This is a genomic window from Chitinophaga sp. XS-30, assembly GCF_008086345.1.
Classification (GTDB): Bacteria; Bacteroidota; Bacteroidia; order Chitinophagales; family Chitinophagaceae; genus Chitinophaga.
Genome location: NZ_CP043006.1, coordinates 5,145,945 through 5,166,416 on the forward strand (window position 1 = coordinate 5,145,945; position 20,472 = coordinate 5,166,416).

Sequence of the window (20,472 nt, forward strand, 5' to 3'; positions counted from 1 at the left end):
TGGGTGCAAAGCCCTGAAAAAAGAAAAGCCTCCTGGAATCAGGAGACTTTTATTATGACCATTATTGTAAAGGCTCACAACAATGACCATATATCCTATGAAAACCCTACACTAAAAGTAGGACTATAAAGCATATTACGTCACTGCCACTTGGTAAACGTCAAGAATTAACTCGTCAACGGCAATAAAGATGCGGTGAAAAAAATAAGGGACATAAAAAAGAGGGCTAAAGATTGATCACCCCCTTCAGCTGGGTAAAGAATTCGTCCTTCTTCCGGGATGAAATAGGGATGTTCTTCTGGTCGCTCATGATCACGGCGGTACCCAATCCTTTGATAATCTTCACAATATGATGAATATTGATCAAAAATGACTTGTGTACGCGGTAAAAACCCTTGTCGGACAGCATTTCCTCGTACTCCTTCAGGGATTTGGAAATAAGGTGGGAAACATTGTTGATGAGCTGGATCTTGGTATAGCTGTCAAATGCCTCGCAGTAGATGATATCTTTCAGATCGATAACATTGTATCCGTCATTGACGGGGATAACGATCTTCGAGAACGCATTATCATTATTCTTTACATAATCTTTCAGAATGGAAGCCAGTTCGTTCAACCGGCCTTTTTTGCTGCGCTTCACTTTTTCCAATGCATCCTCCACCTCACTCACCTTGATCGGTTTGAGGAGATAGTCCAGTGCTGCAAACTTGATAGCCTGAAGCGCATATTCCTGGAAAGCAGTAATAAAAATCACTTCAAAGTTAAGGACAGGAAACATTTCCAATAGCTGGAAACCGTTATTTGGGGGCATTTCAATATCCAGGAACAGTACATCAATAGGGTTATTCTTGATCATTTCCGCGGCCTCATGGATATTTTGTGCTTCGCCTATCACCTTTACATCCTTACAGTAATTTTCAAGAATGTTTCGCAGGATATGTATGTTGCGGACCTCGTCGTCAACAATGGCAGCTTTTATAATACTCATAACATCTTTACAATGGGAATCAGGATTTCAACCAAGGTACCTTCCTTGTTGCCGAATCCAGACTTAAATTTATCAATAATTTCTAACTTTCCAACGCTTCCATTAAAAGATTTGATAATCTGGAGCCTTTCTTTAATAACACTCAGGGCCGTGGATTCGTGTTTGGCGAGTTTTCCGCTCTTTATATTATTAGCGTGTTCCCAGCCTATCCCGTCGTCATCCACGGCGCATAACAGCAGATCCCCCCGCATTTCCAGCTTAACCAGCAGGTGCCCGCTTCCGTTCTTGGGGGCGAGGCCATGCTTGATGGCATTCTCCAGGATCGGCTGAATGAGCATGGGCGGGATATATACCGTGTATTCCTTCAGTTCTTCGCTCATTTCGAAGCGGTACACGAAGGAATTGGCAAAACGGATCTTTTCCAGCTCCAGGTACCGGGCCAGGAAAGCGATCTCGTCTTCCAGGGAAATGAACGATTTCCGCGAGTTATTGAGCATCTGGCGCATCAGGGTGGCAAAGTCCGCCAGAAAATTGAGCGCCTGTTTTTCTTCTTTTTCGAGGATCAGATGCTGTACCGAGTTCAGGGAATTGAAGATGAAATGCGGATTCATCTGGTTGGTCAGCGCCTTGGCCTCCAGTTCAGCGATACGCCGGTTGTATTCGGTCTTCCGTTTCTCCCCGCCCTTGATGCGTCCCACGATATAGCGGAGCACCAGCAGGATGGCCATCAGCCCCAGCAACACCAGGATGCCCCTGGCCCACCATTGCTGGTACCATTGCGGCAGGATGGAAATGGTGAGGGAAACCGGCTGGCTCCAGCCGCTTTTATACTTGCGGGCGCGGATCAGCAGTTTATAGTCCCCGGGCTGTAACCGGGGATAAGGTATGATATTGCTCATGGTGGTCACCCACCTGGAGGCCGTATCGCTGGAGAAATTGTACTGGTATTCCACCAGTTCGGGCAGGTCGTACGCAATGGCGCCGAATTCTACCTCAAAGGAGCTGCCCCGTTCGTACAGGTGCCGGAAATAGGGAAGCGCCAGGTAGGTGCTGTCCCCATACCGGATCGCGTTCAGGTACACGGTGGGCGGCACGGTGTCCACCGGAATGTGGTCCCGGGAGAAATAGCAAAGCCCGTTGGAGGTGGCAATGAAGAGCGTATCGCGGTAATGGCTGACGCCCCGGATATCATCGCTCATCAGCCCGTCGTTTGACGTGATATTACGCAGCAGTACCAGCCTGCGGGCATCAATAACCGAAACGCCGCGGTTGGTGGCTACATATACGCGGTCTGTGCCGTCATAATAAAGTTGCTGGCAGATATCGCTGGCCATGTCATCGCGGACGCTGAAGTGGCGGACCACTTTGTTGTTCCTTAACACGAAAATACCCTGATCGCTGGTGCCTACCCACAGCATGCTGTCGATCCACCGCATGTCCTTGATGCCCTGGCGAAGGCGCGGGTCCAGGTGCAGCGGCTTGGGCATGGCATTGCCGGTACCGAAATAAAGCCCGTTGCCGGCCCCGAGGTAATAGGTGCTGTCGTCGACACAGGAAATACTGGTCAACAGGGTTTCCAGGCCGGAAAGGTCCAGCGGTACGGTGCCGATGCCGTTCAGCAGCTTGTCCCGGCTCACCACGCGCACCTTGCCGGAAGGCGTGATGTCCATATCTTTCACATCGCGCATATCCACTATGCGCACCGGTTTCCGGTATGCCGGAGCATAACGGTACACGCCATTATCCGTGCCGATCAGCACTTCTTCTCCTTTCGGCAATGGCAATATGCCAAATACGCTGTTGCGGCCTCCGCTGGAATCCAGCGCAAAACGGCTGATGCGGCCGTTACGGTCCATCAGGTTCAGCATCCCGGCATTCTCGCCGATGTACAGCATGCTGTTCCGCTGATCGCGGAAAACGCTGTAGACGGAATGGGAATACAGTCCGTTGGTATTATCCAGGTAGCCGAAATAAAAATGTTTGAAAGGAATGTGGTACACCCCGTCGCCATAAGTGGAGATCCAGATGTTCCCGTCCCGGTCGTTCAGGATGGAGGTGATGTAGTGGTTATCCAGCAGTTTGCTGAGTTTTTTCTCCCCTTTGAAGAAGTCGCGGATATAGTACAGGGAGCGCTGTGTGCCGATCCAGAGATTATACCGGTCGATGCACATGCTGCTGATGCTTTCCCTGATGCCCCATTCCTGCGCTTTGAAGAAAGGGATGATATCCTTACGGGTGTAGGAATACAGCGTGTTGTCGTAGATCACCACGGGATTTTTACCCACTCTTTCCGCAAAATCCGGCCGGTCTACCGGGTAGGGCGGAACGAAGAATATCTTCTGTGCCGCGTTATTGCTGTCTTTCAGCCCCTGTAACTGGAAAACGTGTTGCAGCGGCCGGAAGATGGTATCGTTGCTGAGAAACCAGAAAAGGTCCGCCGGCTTGGCGCCCAGCTTGTCATAGATCGTTTCCCGGCCGTTATACTGGATGATGCGGCCGGCGGTGTTGAGGAACCATACCGCCTTTGCCCGGTCTTCAAACGCATACTGCATGTACTGGCTCCGGCTGTTGAAGCGGAGGCTGGTATCATTGTCCTGATTATGCACAATATACTGCCCGTAAAACGACGGCATGCCGTTATTGGTGAAGAACCAGACCCTGCCGCGGGAATCGGCGGCAAGTTTGATCACATCATTATCGGTCAGGCCATCCTTTTTGGTATAGTTGCGGAAGCGTTTGCCATCGAATTTGCTGACGCCGGTGGGTGTGGCGAACCAGATGAAACCGGCGGTATCCTGTACGGCGCCGTACACCGTTGCGTTGGCCAGCCCGTCCTTCACATTGTAATTACGGATCACCAGGCCCTGCGCACCCGCCATGCGGGCACACACCAGGCTGATGAGCAGGAATGTTATATAACGGATGGCTTGCATCAACTGTGACAGTCTAATGTTTTTGTTCATAAAGCCGGCAAGCTGCGGATTGCCGGAATTTAGTATGCCCTGGCGAACAATACCCTTTCCCTGGAGGGTTTGCCGGAAAGGATGCAGGTGCCTTCTTCCTGCGGATTGTTCAGCGGGATGCAGCGAATGGTGGCTTTGGTGCGTTCCTTGATAGCTGCTTCTGTTTCCGGTGTACCGTCCCAGTGAGCGGAAATAAAACCGCCTTTTTCATCGAGCAGCTGTTCAAATTCCGCCCAGCTGTCTGCTTTGGTGATATGGGCTGACCGGAAGGCCAGTGCCTTGTCGTACATGCTTTGCTGAATGTCTTCCAGCAAGGTTATAATGCGGTCGGACAGGCCGTCGAGGGAGTAGCTGGATTTCTCCTTTGTATCCCTGCGGGCCACTTCCGCTACATTATTCTCCAGGTCGCGCGCGCCGATAGCAATGCGCACCGGTACGCCTTTCATTTCATATTCAGCGAACTTCCATCCCGGCCGGGCATTGTCCGAATCATCATATTTCACCCGGATACCGGCCTTTTTCAGTTCGGCCACGATGCCGCCTACTTTTTCGTCGATCAGCGCTTTCTGGTCATTTCCTTTGTAAATGGGTACGATCACGACCTGTAACGGAGAAATGCGGGGCGGTAGTATAAGGCCGTCATCGTCGCTGTGCGCCATAACGAGTGCACCGACGAGGCGGGTGGATACTCCCCAGGAGGTGGCCCATACGTATTCCAGCTTGTTTTCGCGGTTGGAGAACTGCACATCGAAGGCTTTGGCGAAATTCTGGCCGAGAAAATGCGAGGTGCCTGCCTGCAGGGCTTTACCGTCAGACATGAGCGCTTCGATGCAATAAGTGTCTACAGCGCCGGCAAATCTCTCGGAGGCGGTTTTCACGCCCTTTACAACGGGCACGGCCATATAGTTCTCCACGAAATCCGCATAAACATCCAGCATCTGCCGGGTTTCTGCTACGGCCTCTTCAGCGGTAGCATGGGCGGTATGCCCTTCCTGCCAGAGAAATTCCGAGGTACGGAGGAAAAGGCGGGTACGCATTTCCCAGCGCATGACATTGGCCCATTGGTTGATGAGCAGCGGCAGGTCCCGGTAAGATTGTATCCAGTCCTTATATGTATTCCAGATAATTGTTTCGGAAGTGGGGCGGATGATCAGTTCTTCTTCCAGTTTGGCTTCCGGATCTACGATCACGCCATTGCCGTCAGGATCGTTTTTCAGGCGGTAATGCGTCACAATGGCACATTCCTTGGCAAAACCTTCCACATGCGACGCTTCTTTGCTGAAAAAGCTTTTGGGGATCAGGAGGGGGAAATAGGCATTCTGATGACCGGTATCTTTGAACATTTTGTCCAGCACGTCGCGCATATTCTCCCAGAGGGCAAATCCATAAGGTTTGATCACCATACATCCTCGGACAGGAGAATAATCCGCCAGGCCGCCTTTCAGGACCAGATCATTGTACCATTGCGCATAATCCTGCGAACGAGCTGTAATCTCTTTACTCATATAAGTTTTTTTCTTTTACCGTTTACCCCGTCCGGGCCTGTTTCAACCAGCTTTGTTACAGGCACTTGGAAAGGGCGTTCTTCCGTTCATCCCTCCCTGTTGCCATTTGCCCCGAAAGCTACAATTTACAGGGATTCCGGCACAATTTATTGGCGTAATATTTGTTCTAATAATAATACGGAAAACGCCACAAACATAAGTTGAAAAAAGCAAACCCTCAACGGGGGTGTGCGAAGATAATAAAACGCCGTGTGCATGGCGTCGTTCCACGGGAAAATTCGTTTAATTTGAGTAAATTTACATTGTTAATCAAACATCAGCAGAATGAAACCTATGATATATAGTGCCGTAGTTGCGCTGCTCGTGTTAAGCAGTTGCTCTACCGCTTACAGAACCGCCCAGACGCCGGATGATGTGTACTACTCTCCGGTGAGGGAAAATGTTTATGCCAATAACACTGCCCGAAATACGGATGATTATGTGGAGGAAACGTATGACGAGGATGAAGGCAATTATGTGACCTATGCGGACGAGGATGAGGAGCGTTATGACTATGCGCGCCGGATCGATCGTTTCAGCAGGGGATATAGCGGTAACTACTGGGATGGTTACTATTTCGATGCCTTTGGCCCGAGCATGTATATGAACAATTATTGGGGCAGCGGTCTCGGATGGGGTTCCTTCTGGGGGCCTTCCGTGAGTATCGGCTTCGGCTGGGGCTACAATCCCTGGCGTAACCCCTGGGGCTGGAACAGCTGGTATGGCGGTGGATGGGGACATCCCTGGTATGGCGGCGGATGGGGCAACCCTTGGTACGGTTCCGGCTGGTATGGCAACTACTACCCCGGATGGGGCGGCGGATGGCATGGCGGCGGATGGGCCGGCGGTTATTACAACCCGCGCCCTTCCAATTCCTGGGGCCCGAGAAGTTCATCCAATTCCCGTGTATTCAACAGCGGCAATTATGCACCACGACCGAATACCAGCGGAAATGCACCGATCCGTACGTTTGACCGCAGCGGCACGAACAACGTGGTAACGCCCGGCAACAACAACCGTACAACACCGAGAAGGGTGTTCCAGACCGCTCCTTCAGAGCGCCCGGTAACACAGCCGAACAGGCAGACCACAAGGCCCGCCAGAACGTTTGACAGGAGTAACAGCTCACCTGCCCCCAATAACAGGCAGTCAGCACCCGCTCCCCAACGCCAGGCTTCTCCGGCGCCAAGCAGATCATTCCCCAGCGCTGCACCTGCGCCTTCCAATAACAGAAGCAGCAGCCCAAGCAGCACACCCGCAAGAACTACCCGTCCCAGAGGCGGTTGATCATAAACCATGAATGATCAATTACAGGCCTTCGCGTTATCCGCATAAGTCTGTAATTGATCATTTTTCTTTAAATCCTATGCCCTTACCCGAAAAATTAATTTTTCACAACACTGTTATTTCGATGAGTAAAAGAATTGCAGGTCTTTTAGTAGCCCTTAGTGTATCCGTTCATGCCCTGGCACAGGACGAAAGCGATGCACTGCGTTACAGCCGGCTGACTACCGGCGGTACGGCCCGGACACAAGCGATCGGCGGCGCAGCCGGATCCCTCGGCGGGGATATCTCCGCCTCCCACGTCAACCCTGCCGGCCTCGGTTTCTTCCGGACCAGCGAGTTCGTGGTCACACCGGGATTCTATTTCCGCAGCAACCAGTACGACTATCTCAACACCGCTACCGATCAGCAGAAAAGCGGCGTTTCCCTGAATAACCTCGGCGTGGTGTTCGGCATGCCCACCCACTCCAGGTCAGGATGGCGCAATGTGGCGTTTTCGCTGAACTATAACCGGCTGGCAGACTTCAACAATAAAACATATATCGCCGGCAGGAACACTTCGCACAGCTATACCGAAAAGTGGCTGGAAGATCTCGCCTTCAATAACGTGCAGGACCCGAACGATGCGGGCGTCATCTTCCCGCTCGGCGCCAGCCTCGCCTTCAATACCTACCTGATCGATACCGTGAGCAGCAATGGCGTGCCGTCAGGTTACAGAACGCGGGTAAATCCCGCAACCGGCATCTACCAGCAGGACCAGATCACGGAAAAAGGCGGGCTGAATGAATTTTCCGTCGGCCTCGGCGCCAATTATACAGACAAGTTGTATCTCGGCCTCTCGCTGAACTTCCCCACCATCAATTACGAACGTAACCGCACTTATGCGGAAGATGATGACTCCGGGGACGGCAACAACGAATTCTCCTTCTTCGAACATACCGAAAACCTGAAGACAGACGCCGTTGGCTTCAATGCCAAACTCGGCGCCATCTACAGCCCGATGCCCAGCGTTCGCCTGGGCCTCGCCTTTCACACGCCCACCTGGTTCGGCATGCGCGATGCTTCCACCGCCAGCCTGCTGGTGAACACCGAAAACTTTGAAGTAGGCGGCAACAACGAACGTTTCCAGACCTCCGGCGATCTTACAGACGGCTTTCCGGTTGAGTATGAATACTCGCTGCAAACACCCTGGCGCGGTATGATCAGCGGTTCCTACATCTTCGGCACCAATCCCGATGTGAGCAAACAACACGGCTTCATCACCGCGGATGTGGAGTATGTGGACTATTCCGCCACCAAGTTCCGCTTCAACAAAGGCAGCCAGAGCGACCGTGAAATAGCCAACGGCCTCAACCGGTCCATCAACAATTTGTATAAAGGCGCAGTGAACGTAAGAGTAGGCGGCGAAATGAAATTCACCGTGCTGGCCGTCCGCGCCGGCTTCGCTTACTACGGCGATCCCTATCAGCAGTCCACTGTGGATGCCAGCACAAAAAAGATCAGCGGCGGCCTTGGTTATCGCAACAAAGGATTTTTCGCGGACCTCACGTATGTGCATACACTGATGAAAGACGAATATTCTCCTTATTATCTGCAGGAATCCGCTACCCCGGTATTGCCGGCTACCGTGGATGCCTCCGGCGGGAATATTGTGATGACGGTGGGGTTCAAGTTTTAGGAGAGTTTGTTAAAAGTTATCGGGAAATCCGCTTGCTGTTATGGTGAGCGGATTTTTTTATTTTTGTAAAAGAGTAAAATATTCACCTGCTATTAAAGATTTCTTTCCAAAGCTGCAACCGGGATTAGAAGGGCCGATTGCTAAAAGCGTTGAGAACTTCGGTAGTGGCTATAATACTTTTAGAAGAGTGATAGTCGCCAAAAGTTTATATGGCGATATTCGACATTATAGCATAAAAATTGATTTCGCACCAATGCTATAAATTAATAGCGATAAATTATATGCCAATAACATTTATTGATAAAAATGAAAATTTAATTAGTTCTCTTTCCGGAGATCTAACATTATTAAGTGGTGCTCTGAAAAAAATCGACTTCTATCTGGATGAAAAAAATGAACTTTTTATAGACCTGATAGTAGCATTACTGTATGATCCCGAAAAAAGAATCGTAAAACTTACTTTTTCAGGAATAAGGGAATACTTATTTTATGCCAGTCATCCTTCTATTTTTTTCTATATAGAAGATTATAAATTCCTGAAAAATGACAGAGGCATATACCTGTGCCTGGATCCATTCTGGGAAAACAAGTTGAATAAGGTATCCACGCAAGATCAAAATTATATTGTAGCGGAGCAGGTTGATGGATATTTCATCAAACCGGACAAACTAACCTAAGTACGATACAGCGCACTGGCGTCAGGCAATGGATAGATGGAATTTATTCAAATACCACCGGTTCCAAATACCCCCTTCCCAAAGCATAAGGAATGAGCTTCTTATGCTGCAATCGTCCAATGATAATGGCGGGATGCGTATTGAACTGCTTTGCAAAATGCCTTATTTTTTTGTCGCTAAGGGGAGCAGCTGCCAATATCTCTGTTTCCTCGTCCTCTGTCAATGTCCATTTAACGGCAAATGCATCGGCTTCCTTTTCCTTGATGAGATCTTTATCGGAATACGCTACTTTCTCCAGAAAAATATCCTTTTTGCCATGCAGGAGGATATGCCCCGCTTCATGAAAGAAAGTGAACCAGAAAATATCATTGCGGTTGTAACGGCCTGTCAACTGAATGAAAGGGGTGTCGTTTAACCAGCGGGTGGCCCCACTGATGGGAGCTTTGTTGATGCAGGGCGTATGCACCACTTTTACGCCTGCTTCCAGGCAAATATGCTGCAACTGATCAAAGAAGCCATCAGGATGGCTGGCCATAACAGCCTTTAATTCCGGCAATGCTTCCCTAAACTTCCTTTCTGAATAATCGTTCGCCTTTAACGCTGCCGCCTGCAATTCCCCCTGACGAAGCCAGGCGGAAATGGCATAAGGCTCGTTAGTTTGTGCCAGGGAAATACGGAAAGCAACTTTAAGTTGCTGCCTGAAATAATAGTCTTCCCAGGCTGTGTGATTCGAAAAGCCAAAGAAGGCCAGCATTTCCGTTGTTTTTTCCTGCATAGTGGTTACCGGTGGCAACCAGCCTTTCTTTATCATATCTGCCAGAGGAAACTGCTTTGCCCATGTTGTTGCTTCCTGAATAACCGTTTGCCTTTTTTCTCTTGCCATACATTCATCGTAACCCCTCTGGTGATTCATCCAGAAGCTTGCAGGGATCTTTGTAACATTTTCAAACTGCACAGCCATATCAGGAGTAATAGCACTTTCCCCTTTGAGAACAGCAATGATTGTTTTCTCAGGCTTCCCGGTACGGAGCGCAAACTCTTTCGGCCCCATTTCCATTTCCTTCAGCTTTTCAGCCAAAGTTTCACCCGGATGGGGAACTGATTGGGGAAAATATTGATTCTGCCTGGTCATGATCACTTTTCTTTATGATAGTTAACTATTTCTATAACTTCTACTCCCATGATTTCCATCCAGACATACTGGCCATGTTCGTTAGCGGGTATGGGCTTTTCGTGAGGTGTGAAAACCAACCTGTATGGTTGATCCAGATCACAAGCCCATTGCCCTTTTCGATTATTGGCAAGTTCATGATAGTTGCCGGGTAAATGCCTTACTTCTTCAAGATTGGCAGCAAATCTTAATTGGGTCAGCCTTGCCTTGATTTTCTCAGCCCGGAGTTTGCCAAACTCTTTTAACAGCTTTCTGTCATCGTTGACCAGTTTCCGGAATTTCTTATCTGTAAACGTCAATTCCACTGCAAAGATATTTATTTTTTAGTTAACAGCAAGTGTAAGTCAAATTTACATATTCTTCTTGCTTGCTGCCTGATTGTTATCCGTACTTCGTACTGATGATCAATCAGGAAATAACCCGGCTTGACCTGCCAGTTTGCAGGGCATGGCAAAGCCGGGTCCTGAGAACCTGAAGCTTTTCATTTTCTAGTCTGATTATTGTGCTTACCTGCCTGAAGAATGGGGTTATAAAGGTGCAGAACTGTACTGCACAGCTCTCTTCCGGTTTAACAACTTACATACTTTTTTTTAAAATTTCAGAAAAAAACTGTTTCAGGCTTGGGGTAGATAAACGCTGGGCACAATCTCTACCCCATCCCCAATATCTTACCACAGCCAACGCGCTTCAGACCCGAGCGGATACCCAATCGATCAGCGCACTTCCTTCCCCTGCATCGAACCATTGCGTGCCTTCTTCCCGGCGGAACCAGGTCATTTGCCGTTTGGCGTACTGGCGGGTATGGGTCTTGATAGCTTCTACCGCTTCGGGAAGGCTCATTTTACCGTCAAAATGATCGAATATCTCGGCATACCCCACCGTCTGCAGAGCATTGTGGTGGCGGTAAGCCGTTACGCTGCGCACTTCGTCCACCAGGCCGGCGGCCATCATCATATCCACGCGCTGATGGATGCGCTCGTGCAATAATGCTTTGGGCAGGTGAATGGCGGTGCGGATGATGTGGAAATCCCGCTGCTGCGGGGTGGCGGTGCGAAACGTGGTGATGGATTGCCCGGTGGCATCCAGCACTTCGAGGGCGCGCAGGAGGCGGCGGGGGTTCATGACCTCCGCGTTGGCATAAAATGCGGGATCGCGGTGCCGGAGGGTTTCCTGCAGCCAGGCCAGGCCTTTCTCTTCGTACTGCGCGCGGATGGATGTGCGGATTTCCGGGGGAATGCCGGGCATCTCGTCCATTCCCTCCAGCAGTGCGCGGATGTAGAGGCCGGTGCCGCCGGTTACGATGGCAACGGGATGGCGGCTGAATATATCCTGCAGATATTGCAGCGCCAGCCGTTCGTAGGCTGCGGCGTTGACTTCCTCGTGAATGGAATGGGAATTGATGAAGTGATGCGGTACGGCGGCCAGTTCTTCCGGAGCGGGTTTGGCGGTGCCGATGCTCAGCTCCCGGTAACACTGCCGGGAATCCGCGGAGATGATCTCCGTTCCTAGCTGCTGTGCCAGCCTGATCGCCAGGGCCGTTTTACCTGACGCGGTGGGACCGGCCAGTAGTATCACCGTAGGTTTCATCTATTAATATACGTCTTGAAAAAGCCGGATGGCGAATGCAACCCCGGCCCTGCCGGTCGGTCCGATCAAAACAGGTTTTCCTCTTCAGCGCCTCCTTCCAGACCATCATCATCCTTTTCACTGCTCTCTTCCCCTTCCTCTCCGAATCCGTCCTCACTCATGCCTTCCTTGTTGAGGTCATATTTCTCCTCCATTTCCACCAGCTTGTCGCCAATGAGGCCTTTTGTGCCGTATTGGCTGGGCGCAAGCCCTTCTTTACGCACGCAGGCGGGATAGGTGAGCTTGATGTTCTCATCTTTTGCCACACCGATGAGCTCCACGAGGAAGGTCCAGTTTTTGGCAAAATCGTAGAGGTAGATGAATTTCTGGTTGGGGGCCTTTACCATAGACCCGATGGGTGTTTCAGCCATCAGCAGCGGCTCGGCCACACGGGGCTGGCCATCCTGTTCCAGGATGATCTCGCGGCCGCGCTGCCAGTTGTCGTTACTGCGGAAAAAGGTGGCTTTGTGCTTGGAATCGAACTCATATGCCAGCAAAATGGCCTGATGGAACTGCAAAAAATTCTGGGCAGGTTTAAGCGCAATGTCTCTATAGACACTTTCGTCTTCCTCCCAATAAACTCTGAACTTCAATACCGGCATATGCTATAGTTAAGTTAAGCGTCCTGTAAAATTACCAAATTATTTCACAGGGGTCAAGTCAAGTTCTTTGGCCTTCAATAACATGAACTGGTAGGCCGCTTCATAATTATTAGGTATCTCGCCATCCAGAATGGCTTCGCGTATGGCATTTTTAAGGTCCCCTACAGCCCTTCCCGGCTTCAGCCCGAACGTCTCCATGATCATCTCGCCGGTGATGGGCGGTTGCCAGTTGCGGATACGGTCGCTTTCCTCCACTGCCTTCAGGCGCTCGCGCACCATCTCGAAATTCTCCAGGTACCGTTTCACTTTCGCCTTGTTCTTCGAGGTGATGTCCGCTTCACAAAGCATCATCAATGCTTCCAGGTCATCTCCCGCATCAAAAAGCAGGCGGCGTATAGCCGAATCTGTTATATTCTCTTTTGTCAGGCTGATGGGCCGCAGATGTAATTCCACCAATTTCCGTACCAGCCGCATTTTGTCATTCAGCGGCAGTTTCAGCCTTGTAAAAATGCGGGGCACCATCTTTCCCCCTACGGCATCATGCCCGTGAAAGGTCCAGCCATGGCCTTCTTCAAAGCGTTTGGTCGCGGGTTTGCCGATATCGTGCAGCAGGGCTGCCCATCGCAGCCAGAGGTCCTTCGTATGACGGGAAATATTATCGATGACCTGCAGGGTGTGGTAGAAATTGTCCTTATGCCCTTTTCCATCCACCATTTCCACGCCAACAAGGTCGGTCATCTGAGGGAAGATGATTTTGAGGATGCCTGCCTGATACAGGAGATCCAGCCCCACGGAAGGTTTGGAACAGAGCATGATCTTGTTCAGCTCGTCCGAGATGCGTTCCTGGGATATGATCTTTATTCTGCCGGCGTTGTCCTGAATGGCGCGGAAGGTTTCCGGCAGGATGGTAAAGCCCAGCTGGCAGGAAAAACGGATGGCCCGCATCATGCGCAGCGGGTCGTCACTGAAGGTCTGCGCGGGATCCAGCGGGGTGCGGATAAGCTTGTTCTGCATATCCTGCAGGCCGTCGAAAGGATCGATCAGCCGGCCGTAATCCGCTTCATTAAGACTGATAGCCAGTGCATTGATGGTGAAATCGCGCCGGAGCTGGTCGTCTTCCAGGCTGCCGGGCGCTACAACGGGATTGCGGGAATCGCGGCTGTAGCTTTCCTTTCTGGCCCCTACGAATTCAATATCCAGGTCTTTATAACGTACCTGCGCCGTGCCGAAATTCCTGAAATAGTTCACTTTAAGCGAGGGATCAAGCAAAGCGGCCACACGATGGGCCAGGGCTATGCCATCGCCTACGCAGACGATATCCAGGTCTTTTGAGGCCCGGTGCAGCAGTTTGTCCCGGACAAAACCACCGATCAAATAACAAGGTACGCCCACCTGGCGCGCCGCTTCTGCCACGCATCCGAATAACTCCTTTTCCCGTGCCGTACAGGGAATCTGCATATACTTTCTACTGGTTTAAGGCGCAAAAGTACTCAATTACGATCTATTCCTTCAATTTCTCAGGATTTGCTGCCGCCCGTCCGGCTGTATCCGAACGATGCGGGAGGGTTGGCGGGGAACGAGGTCGTCCTGCCGGTATTCCACCACATAATCCACGCCATTCCGGATCTCCGGGGAGATCTCCGGAAAATTCGCGGGCGGGGGAGCGCCGCTGATGTTGGCGGAGGTGGAAACGAGGGGCTTTCTCAGCCTTTTTACGAGGTGGCGGCAAAAGGTATCCTGCACCAGGCGTATCGCCACAGTACCGTCCTCATGTATCACATTGGGCGCCAGGTGCAGGGCGCCTTCGTAGATCACCGTGGTAGGTCGGTCAAATGTGGCAATGGTATCGGTGATATCCGGCGGCGGATGGGACAGGTATTTCACGAGGTCGCGCGGGTCGGCCATGAGGATCACGAGGCTTTTGGACTCATCGCGCTGTTTCAGTTCATAAATGCGCCGTACGGCTGTTTCGCTGGTGGCATCGCAGCCAATGCCCCAGATGGTGTCCGTCGGGTAGAGGATAAGGCCGCCAGACCGCAGTACAGAGAGGCATTGGACGATATCGTTCTCAAAATCGGTCATAACAGTTATTCGCATTTTTGCGCCGGGCTTCAGATGCTGATGCCCCGGGCTGTTTCTTCATATACGTTCATCACGGCAGCGGCACATTTTTCAGCGGTAAACCGCGCTGCGTGCAAAAGCCCCCGCTCCCGCATGCCCTCCGCCAGCGCCGGGTCTGTAGCCACTTTCACCATCGCTTCCGCAATTGCTCCGGGCTGCAGCGGATCGATATACAATGCCGCATCTCCCCCGGTTTCCAGGAAGCAGGAGCCTTGCGAGGTGATCACCGGCGTGCGGGACCACAGGGCCTCCAGGATGGGAATGCCAAAACCTTCAAATACAGAGGGATACAACAATGCCGTGGCGCCCTGGTAGAGCACGGGCAGATCTGCAAACGGGAAACGGCCGGTCTCGTTCAGCCAGATCACCCGTTGCTCCAATCCGGCTGACCGGAGATACTGTTTCACCTGCTCCTTGTACCTGCGGCCATCGCCCAGCACCAGCAGCGGAAGGTCCAGCCGGCCTTTCAGCGAAGCCATGGCCTTTGCGATGCCCAGCAGGTTCTTTCGTTCGATGACGGAGCCTACATACAGGAAATATTGTGAAGGAAGACCATGGCCTGCCAGCAATGCTGCGATCTTTTCCTTTGCTTGCAGCTGCATGAAAGCCGGATCGCAGCTCTGGTAAGCGACTGTAATGCGGTCCGCCGGCGTATGATAAAATTCGATGATGTCCTGCTTCGTCTGTTCGCTGATGGCGATCACCCGGTCCGCATACCGGCAGGCATATTGCGCTTTTTTGCGGTAGGTGAATACATCAACAGGGTTATACTGCCCGGGATAACGTTCAAAGATCAGATCGTGCATGGTCACCACACTTTTGATGCCGCTTTTGTGGATGCCTGACGGCAGTTCTGCACTGAGGCCGTGGTAGATGCCGATGTTATGCCGTTTGAGGTCCTCCACGACCCATCGCCCTCTCCATACCGGGCGGAGCCAGCGGTGGAAGGCTTTCTGCGGCTGCACCACCTGTATGCCGGGAGCAGGCCGGAAGAGCGGTTTCACTTTGGGAGCGAACAGCACATACCGGTGCTGCGGGTAATACTCCGCAAGCGACCGGATGAGGGTACGGCTGTAATTGCCCAGGCCGGTGCGGTTCTGAAAGGCCCTTTTTGCGTCGAAACCGATGTTCAAAATGTCCGTTGATTTTTATCCGGCGGCAAAATAGTAAAATTTGGGGCAAAGAGGGGTTTTACCCCTAACTCCGATTTTTTTCTTTGCGGTAAAATTCCTAAATTGACTATCCCTGTTCAATCAGGGGAACTATTGAAAAACATCCATCTGTATCATCACTTAAAAACATCACAAGTATGAAACCCAATGAACAAGTGCTCAAACCATTCTTTGCACAATTCCTCGAAACACAAATGAAACCGGAAGAAGCGAAAAAACGCTCCACAGAAAGCAACTGGACGAGCAAACTCGCGGATGCTCCGGACCAGACGCAGAAGTACCCCTCCGATGGAGATGAAGAATGGTGGTTGCTTTAGTTCAGTCAACCCCCATTGATCATTAGCAAGCAATGGCCCGACGGCTGTTGCTTGTTTTTTATTCCTCGCTCATGATCCTTTGCATTACTCACTCCCGGGATACCTACACGATCGACCTGGTGCAGCAACGCCTGCGGCAATTGGGATATGCAAGTTTCCGTTTCAATTCGGATGAATTCGGCACCCGTTACCGGTTGCAATACCGCCTGGAGCATAACGGGCCGCAATACCTGCTGCAGCACGGCAACACCCTCATCCGCGCATCGGATATCACAGGGGTGTGGTACCGCAAGCTGTGGGACCTGGAAGTCCCGGCCAACCTTGACCCCGCATACACCGCCGTATTCCGCAAAGAATACCGCACCGCATTGCTTATTTTCCTGGATGCGCTGCATGTTCCATGGATCAATAGTCTGCATGCCGATCACGCTATAGGCGGCAACAAACTGCTCCAGCTGGCATTCGCCCAGGCATCCGGCCTTCATGTACCACGAACGGTCTTCAGCAATCACGCGGCGGACGCCCTGCAATTCTATGAGGATTGCAAAGGCGATGTGATCGTTAAACTGCATGGCGCTTTATCCAAAACAATGGATGGTGCGGGCGCTTTCTTCCCCACCACCCGGCTCCGGAAAGAAGATACCCTCATGCTGGATTCCCTCGCTGCGTGCCCCATGATCCTGCAGGAGCATATCCACAAGGAAAAAGAGCTCCGGATCGCTTATGTGGACGGCACTTTCTATACCGGCAGCCTCAAAGCGCCGGATGTTACCGACTGGCGCGCTACCGTTGTGCAATGGGAGCCTTACGAACTGCCGGATGCCGAGGAGGAAAAGATCGATAGCATGATGCGTGCCATGGGCCTGCACTTCGGTGCTATCGACATGATCGTGCAACCGGACGGGAAACACCTGTTCCTGGAGGTGAACCCGCAGGGGGAATGGGGCATGCTGCAGAAATATCTCGGCTTCCCCATTGCCGAAGCCATCGCGGAAAAACTGGTGAGCCGGATCAAACAAGGATGACCGGCAGCCGTATCCTTAATTAACCTGAAACCCATGTCCAACAAAAAAATACTTGTCATTACCCATTCGGCGGACAATGCCGCCACCGATCAGGTGATCCGCTTCATCACGGAAACGGGCGCAACAGCTGTCCGTTTTGATGTGGACCGTTACCCGCTGGATACCCGCCTCACCACGATCTATCAATCCGGCCAATGGCTGTTGCTGCTGGAAATGGCCGGCGAAAAGCACCGGCTGGACAATGTTACCGCCGTCTGGTACCGGCGGAGTTACCACATCGGGAAAGGGCTGGAAACCCTGCTTGAAAAAACATATCTCTCCACCAGCATCGGTGAGCTGCGACGCACGCTGTTCGGCATGCTGGAAGGACTGCCCTGTTTCCAGATAGAGCGCTACAGCACCTACCGGCGGCTGGACAGCAAAGAGGAACAGCTGCGGATCGCCGTGGCATGCGGGCTGCAGATACCGGCCACCTGCATCACCAATTCCCCCGCACAGCTCAAAACCTTCATGGAAGAGACCAAAGGCCCCGTGATCGCCAAAATGCAAAGCGCTTTTGCCATTTACCGCGAAGGGGAAGAACACGTCGTGTTCACCAACGAGATCACCACGGAACATCTGGAGCAACTCGAACAGCTGCAATACTGCCCGATGGTATTCCAGGAGAAACTGGAGAAATCGCTGGAACTGCGCGTAACCATCGTTGGTAAAAAAATATTCTCCTTCGCCATCGATTCACAAAAGATCCCGGCATCGCGGGTAGACTGGCGCAAGGAAGGCGCAGCGCTGGCGGAAGACTGGCAGAGCCATCCCCTCCCCTCAGCTATTGAACGGTCCCTGCTGGCGCTGATGGATATGTACGGATTGAATTATGGCGCCATAGACCTGATCCTGACGCCGGAAGGGAAATACTACTTCCTGGAAGTGAATGCTGCGGGGGAATTCTTCTGGCTGGACAAACTGAGCGATCACGCGATCTCCCGTCATCTGGCCGCAGTATTGCTTGGTCAGGAAGCGCGCAGAGGTGTTTAATCCATTTTCCGTCAGGTGCGGGCATGATGATGGCACTACAGGCGAGCATGATGAATTCCTCCCGTCCATATCCGCTTCAGCGGCAAAAATACCGGCGGTATGATATGACATTCCGGTTTTATGCGGTATATTGAATCGCATAAGCATCCTGTTATGAAACGTACTGCGCTCTTACTGTTTTGCTGCCTGCTGCAGGCGGCGTTTTCCTTTGCCCAGCAAAAGCCGAATATCGTCATCATCCTGTCTGACGACCATGCCTTCCAGGCGATCAGTGCCTACGGCAGCAAGGTGGCGCATACGCCTAATATCGACCGCATTGCACAGCAGGGGGTTATTTTCAACCGGGGGTATGTGACCAATTCCATCTGCGGGCCCAGCCGCGCAGTGATCCTCACCGGCAAATACAGCCATAAGAACGGCTTTAAAGACAATGATAATTCCCGTTTTGAAGGCAGCCAGGATTCTTTTGCCAAGCAGCTGCAACAGAACGGTTATCAGACCGCATGGGTGGGGAAATGGCATCTGGGAACAAAGCCACAGGGCTTTGATTTCTGGCAGATACTACCCGGTCAGGGCAACTATTACAATCCTGATTTCATTATGATGGACAGCAGCAAAGAACGGCGGGAAGGATATGCCACCAACCTGATCGAAGATATTGCGGAAGACTGGCTGGACCAAAGAGACAGCTCCCGGCCGTTCTGCCTCGTGATCGGCCATAAGGCCACACACCGCGCCTGGGAACCGGACACGGCCGATCTGAACCTTTACGATAACGTTCAATTCCCGCTACCGCATAACTTCTATGACAATTATGCCAACCGCCCTGCGGCCACGGGTCAGGATATGAGCATTGAAAAGACCATGACGCTGGATTATGATCTGAAGATGCCGGGAAAGAACTCCCGCGGCAATACCGCCCGCATGAATGCCGCGCAGAAAGCAAGATATAATGCCTACTACGATTCCGTTGCGGCGGATTTTTCGCGCCGGGACCTTAGCGGCAATGCGCTGACCGAATGGAAATACCAGCGCTATATGCGGGATTACCTGGCCTGCGCCGCTTCGCTGGACAGGAACATCGGGCGGACGCTGGATTACCTCGACCAGCATGGCCTGCGCGACAATACCATCGTCATCTATCTTTCTGACCAGGGCTTCTACCTCGGCGAGCACGGCTGGTTCGATAAACGTTTTATGTACGAAGAGTCTTTCAGAACACCCATGATGATGCGCTACCCCGGTGTGATCAAACCCGGCTCACAGTCAGACGCCATGGTCATGAACCTGGATATTGCCCCCACCCTGCTGGAAGCAGCCGGTGCGGCCATTCCCCCCGCCATGCAGGGCCAGTCCATATTACCGGTGCTCAAAAAAGGGAAAGGGCGCGAGGCCATGTATTATCACTATTACGAGAACGGCACCCATTCCGTATCCCCCCACTTCGGCGTCAGAACAGAACGGTACAAGCTGATCCGTTTCTATGAACGGTCAGACGCCTGGGAATTGTACGATCTCAAAAAAGATCCGCGGGAAGTGAATAATCTTTTCGGCCGGAAGGGATATGAAAAGATCACGGCGAAGCTTAAAGCAGAGCTGACCTCCCTCATCCGCCGCTATGAAGACACGCAGGCGGAAACGCTGTTATAGCGCCGGCTCCTTCAGTGCTTTGAGGATGTTCTTCAGCTGATGGGTATGCCGTTGCGTGTGCACGGACAGGAAGCTGATCCATTCCTTGCGCGTCATGGTGCCCACCATCGGCATTTCAAAATCCAGGCACATCGCAGAAAGGTCCTGCGTTTCCGCGATAGCGATCGTTTTTTTCCATACATCCGCCAGCTCCTGCGTCAACGCCTGTTTATCATGCGGCCCATCGGATGGCAGGATGAAGTCGGGAGAGGTCATTTTGATCCCGAAGTTCAGGAATTGCTCCCTGAGCGGGGCTATATACTGGTCCGGGTCCCGTTCGGCAGGTGCTGTTTTGCCGGACATTATCTCACTGATGCCGGAGGACTTCAGCACATGCTCGCTCACCTGCCCTGCCGTCCAGCTGCCTTCAAACGGAACGGTATTGAATGTATCATCATTGAAGGCGGAAAGTGTCTGCAGCAATTCCGCGACGGTTTTTTCCACGTCTTTAAGGAGTTGTTCCCTGTTCATACTTTTCTGTTTTAATGTGATACAAACCTAGTATGATTGCGCCGTACGGCCGGCGTGCAGAATTGACAATCTCGGGGGGATTATGTGCAAGCCACGGCATTCCCAAAATAAC

At 51.9% G+C, this 20,472-nt stretch carries 18 protein-coding genes; 7 read left to right on the top strand and 11 right to left on the bottom strand.

The window, feature by feature from the left end:
* Positions 1–226: 226 nt before the first annotated feature.
* The 3 genes from FW415_RS20700 to proS are packed head-to-tail and all read right to left on the bottom strand — an operon-like array spanning position 227 to position 5,456.
* Positions 227–988 (bottom strand): LytTR family DNA-binding domain-containing protein, encoded by a 762-nt coding sequence (locus FW415_RS20700; RefSeq protein WP_148388830.1) that lies wholly within the window; start codon positions 986–988, stop codon positions 227–229.
* Complete coding sequence (locus tag FW415_RS20705; protein ID WP_246859043.1) at positions 985–3,921, bottom strand: histidine kinase; 2,937 nt, start codon at positions 3,919–3,921, stop codon at positions 985–987. The genes FW415_RS20700 and FW415_RS20705 overlap by 4 nt, the downstream gene beginning before the upstream one ends.
* A 59-nt stretch (positions 3,922–3,980) precedes the next feature.
* Positions 3,981–5,456: a proline--tRNA ligase gene (proS, locus tag FW415_RS20710; protein WP_148388834.1), complete on the bottom strand. Its 1,476-nt coding sequence runs from the start codon at positions 5,454–5,456 to the stop codon at positions 3,981–3,983.
* Positions 5,457–5,780: 324 nt separating this feature from the next.
* On the opposite strand from proS, the gene FW415_RS20715 reads away from it, so the two are divergent.
* From FW415_RS20715 to FW415_RS20725, 3 genes are all read left to right on the top strand, one after another.
* Positions 5,781–6,782: a hypothetical protein gene (locus FW415_RS20715; RefSeq protein ID WP_148388836.1), complete on the top strand. Its 1,002-nt coding sequence runs from the start codon at positions 5,781–5,783 to the stop codon at positions 6,780–6,782.
* Between the two features lie 124 nt (positions 6,783–6,906).
* Positions 6,907–8,457, top strand: coding sequence for an OmpP1/FadL family transporter (locus FW415_RS20720; protein ID WP_148388838.1), 1,551 nt, complete (start codon positions 6,907–6,909; stop codon positions 8,455–8,457).
* A 281-nt stretch (positions 8,458–8,738) separates the two neighbouring features.
* Complete coding sequence (locus FW415_RS20725) at positions 8,739–9,134, top strand: hypothetical protein (RefSeq protein WP_148388840.1); 396 nt, start codon at positions 8,739–8,741, stop codon at positions 9,132–9,134.
* 43 nt (positions 9,135–9,177) lie between these two features.
* Here FW415_RS20725 and FW415_RS20730 read toward each other — a convergent pair whose 3' ends face one another.
* From FW415_RS20730 to FW415_RS20760, 7 genes are all read right to left on the bottom strand, one after another.
* Positions 9,178–10,266, bottom strand: a complete 1,089-nt coding sequence (locus FW415_RS20730; RefSeq protein WP_148388842.1) for a HigA family addiction module antitoxin — start codon at positions 10,264–10,266, stop codon at positions 9,178–9,180.
* 2 nt (positions 10,267–10,268) lie between these two features.
* A complete protein-coding gene (locus tag FW415_RS20735; RefSeq protein WP_148388844.1) occupies positions 10,269–10,610 on the bottom strand; it encodes a type II toxin-antitoxin system RelE/ParE family toxin in 342 nt (113 codons plus the stop codon).
* A 382-nt stretch (positions 10,611–10,992) separates the two neighbouring features.
* A complete protein-coding gene (gene miaA / locus FW415_RS20740; RefSeq protein ID WP_148388846.1) occupies positions 10,993–11,892 on the bottom strand; it encodes a tRNA (adenosine(37)-N6)-dimethylallyltransferase MiaA in 900 nt (299 codons plus the stop codon).
* A gap of 65 nt (positions 11,893–11,957) precedes the next feature.
* Positions 11,958–12,533, bottom strand: a complete 576-nt coding sequence (locus tag FW415_RS20745; RefSeq protein WP_148388847.1) for a plasmid pRiA4b ORF-3 family protein — start codon at positions 12,531–12,533, stop codon at positions 11,958–11,960.
* A 39-nt stretch (positions 12,534–12,572) separates the two neighbouring features.
* Positions 12,573–13,991 (bottom strand): CCA tRNA nucleotidyltransferase, encoded by a 1,419-nt coding sequence (locus FW415_RS20750; protein ID WP_148388849.1) that lies wholly within the window; start codon positions 13,989–13,991, stop codon positions 12,573–12,575.
* Positions 13,992–14,042: 51 nt separating this feature from the next.
* On the bottom strand, positions 14,043–14,615 hold the full coding sequence (locus FW415_RS20755) for an L-threonylcarbamoyladenylate synthase (RefSeq protein WP_148388851.1): 573 nt from the start codon (positions 14,613–14,615) through the stop codon (positions 14,043–14,045).
* A 29-nt stretch (positions 14,616–14,644) separates the two neighbouring features.
* Positions 14,645–15,787, bottom strand: a complete 1,143-nt coding sequence (locus FW415_RS20760; protein ID WP_148388853.1) for a glycosyltransferase family 1 protein — start codon at positions 15,785–15,787, stop codon at positions 14,645–14,647.
* A 176-nt stretch (positions 15,788–15,963) separates the two neighbouring features.
* Between FW415_RS20760 and FW415_RS20765 the strand changes: the two genes are divergently transcribed.
* The 4 genes from FW415_RS20765 (at position 15,964) to FW415_RS20780 (ending at position 19,850) form a co-directional block, all read left to right on the top strand.
* A complete protein-coding gene (locus tag FW415_RS20765; protein WP_148388855.1) occupies positions 15,964–16,143 on the top strand; it encodes a microviridin/marinostatin family tricyclic proteinase inhibitor in 180 nt (59 codons plus the stop codon).
* 71 nt (positions 16,144–16,214) lie between these two features.
* Positions 16,215–17,168 carry an MvdC/MvdD family ATP grasp protein gene (locus FW415_RS20770; RefSeq protein WP_168208916.1) on the top strand — a complete coding sequence of 318 codons (954 nt, stop codon included), beginning with the start codon at positions 16,215–16,217 and terminating at the stop codon, positions 17,166–17,168.
* Positions 17,169–17,201: 33 nt separating this feature from the next.
* Entirely contained in the window at positions 17,202–18,200 is a 999-nt protein-coding gene (locus tag FW415_RS20775; RefSeq protein ID WP_148388859.1) for an MvdC/MvdD family ATP grasp protein, read from the top strand.
* 153 nt (positions 18,201–18,353) lie between these two features.
* A complete protein-coding gene (locus tag FW415_RS20780; protein WP_148388861.1) occupies positions 18,354–19,850 on the top strand; it encodes a sulfatase in 1,497 nt (498 codons plus the stop codon).
* On the opposite strand, the gene FW415_RS20785 is transcribed toward FW415_RS20780, so the two are convergent.
* Positions 19,845–20,360 (bottom strand): DinB family protein, encoded by a 516-nt coding sequence (locus FW415_RS20785; protein ID WP_148388863.1) that lies wholly within the window; start codon positions 20,358–20,360, stop codon positions 19,845–19,847. The genes FW415_RS20780 and FW415_RS20785 overlap by 6 nt on opposite strands.
* Positions 20,361–20,472: the final 112 nt, after the last annotated feature.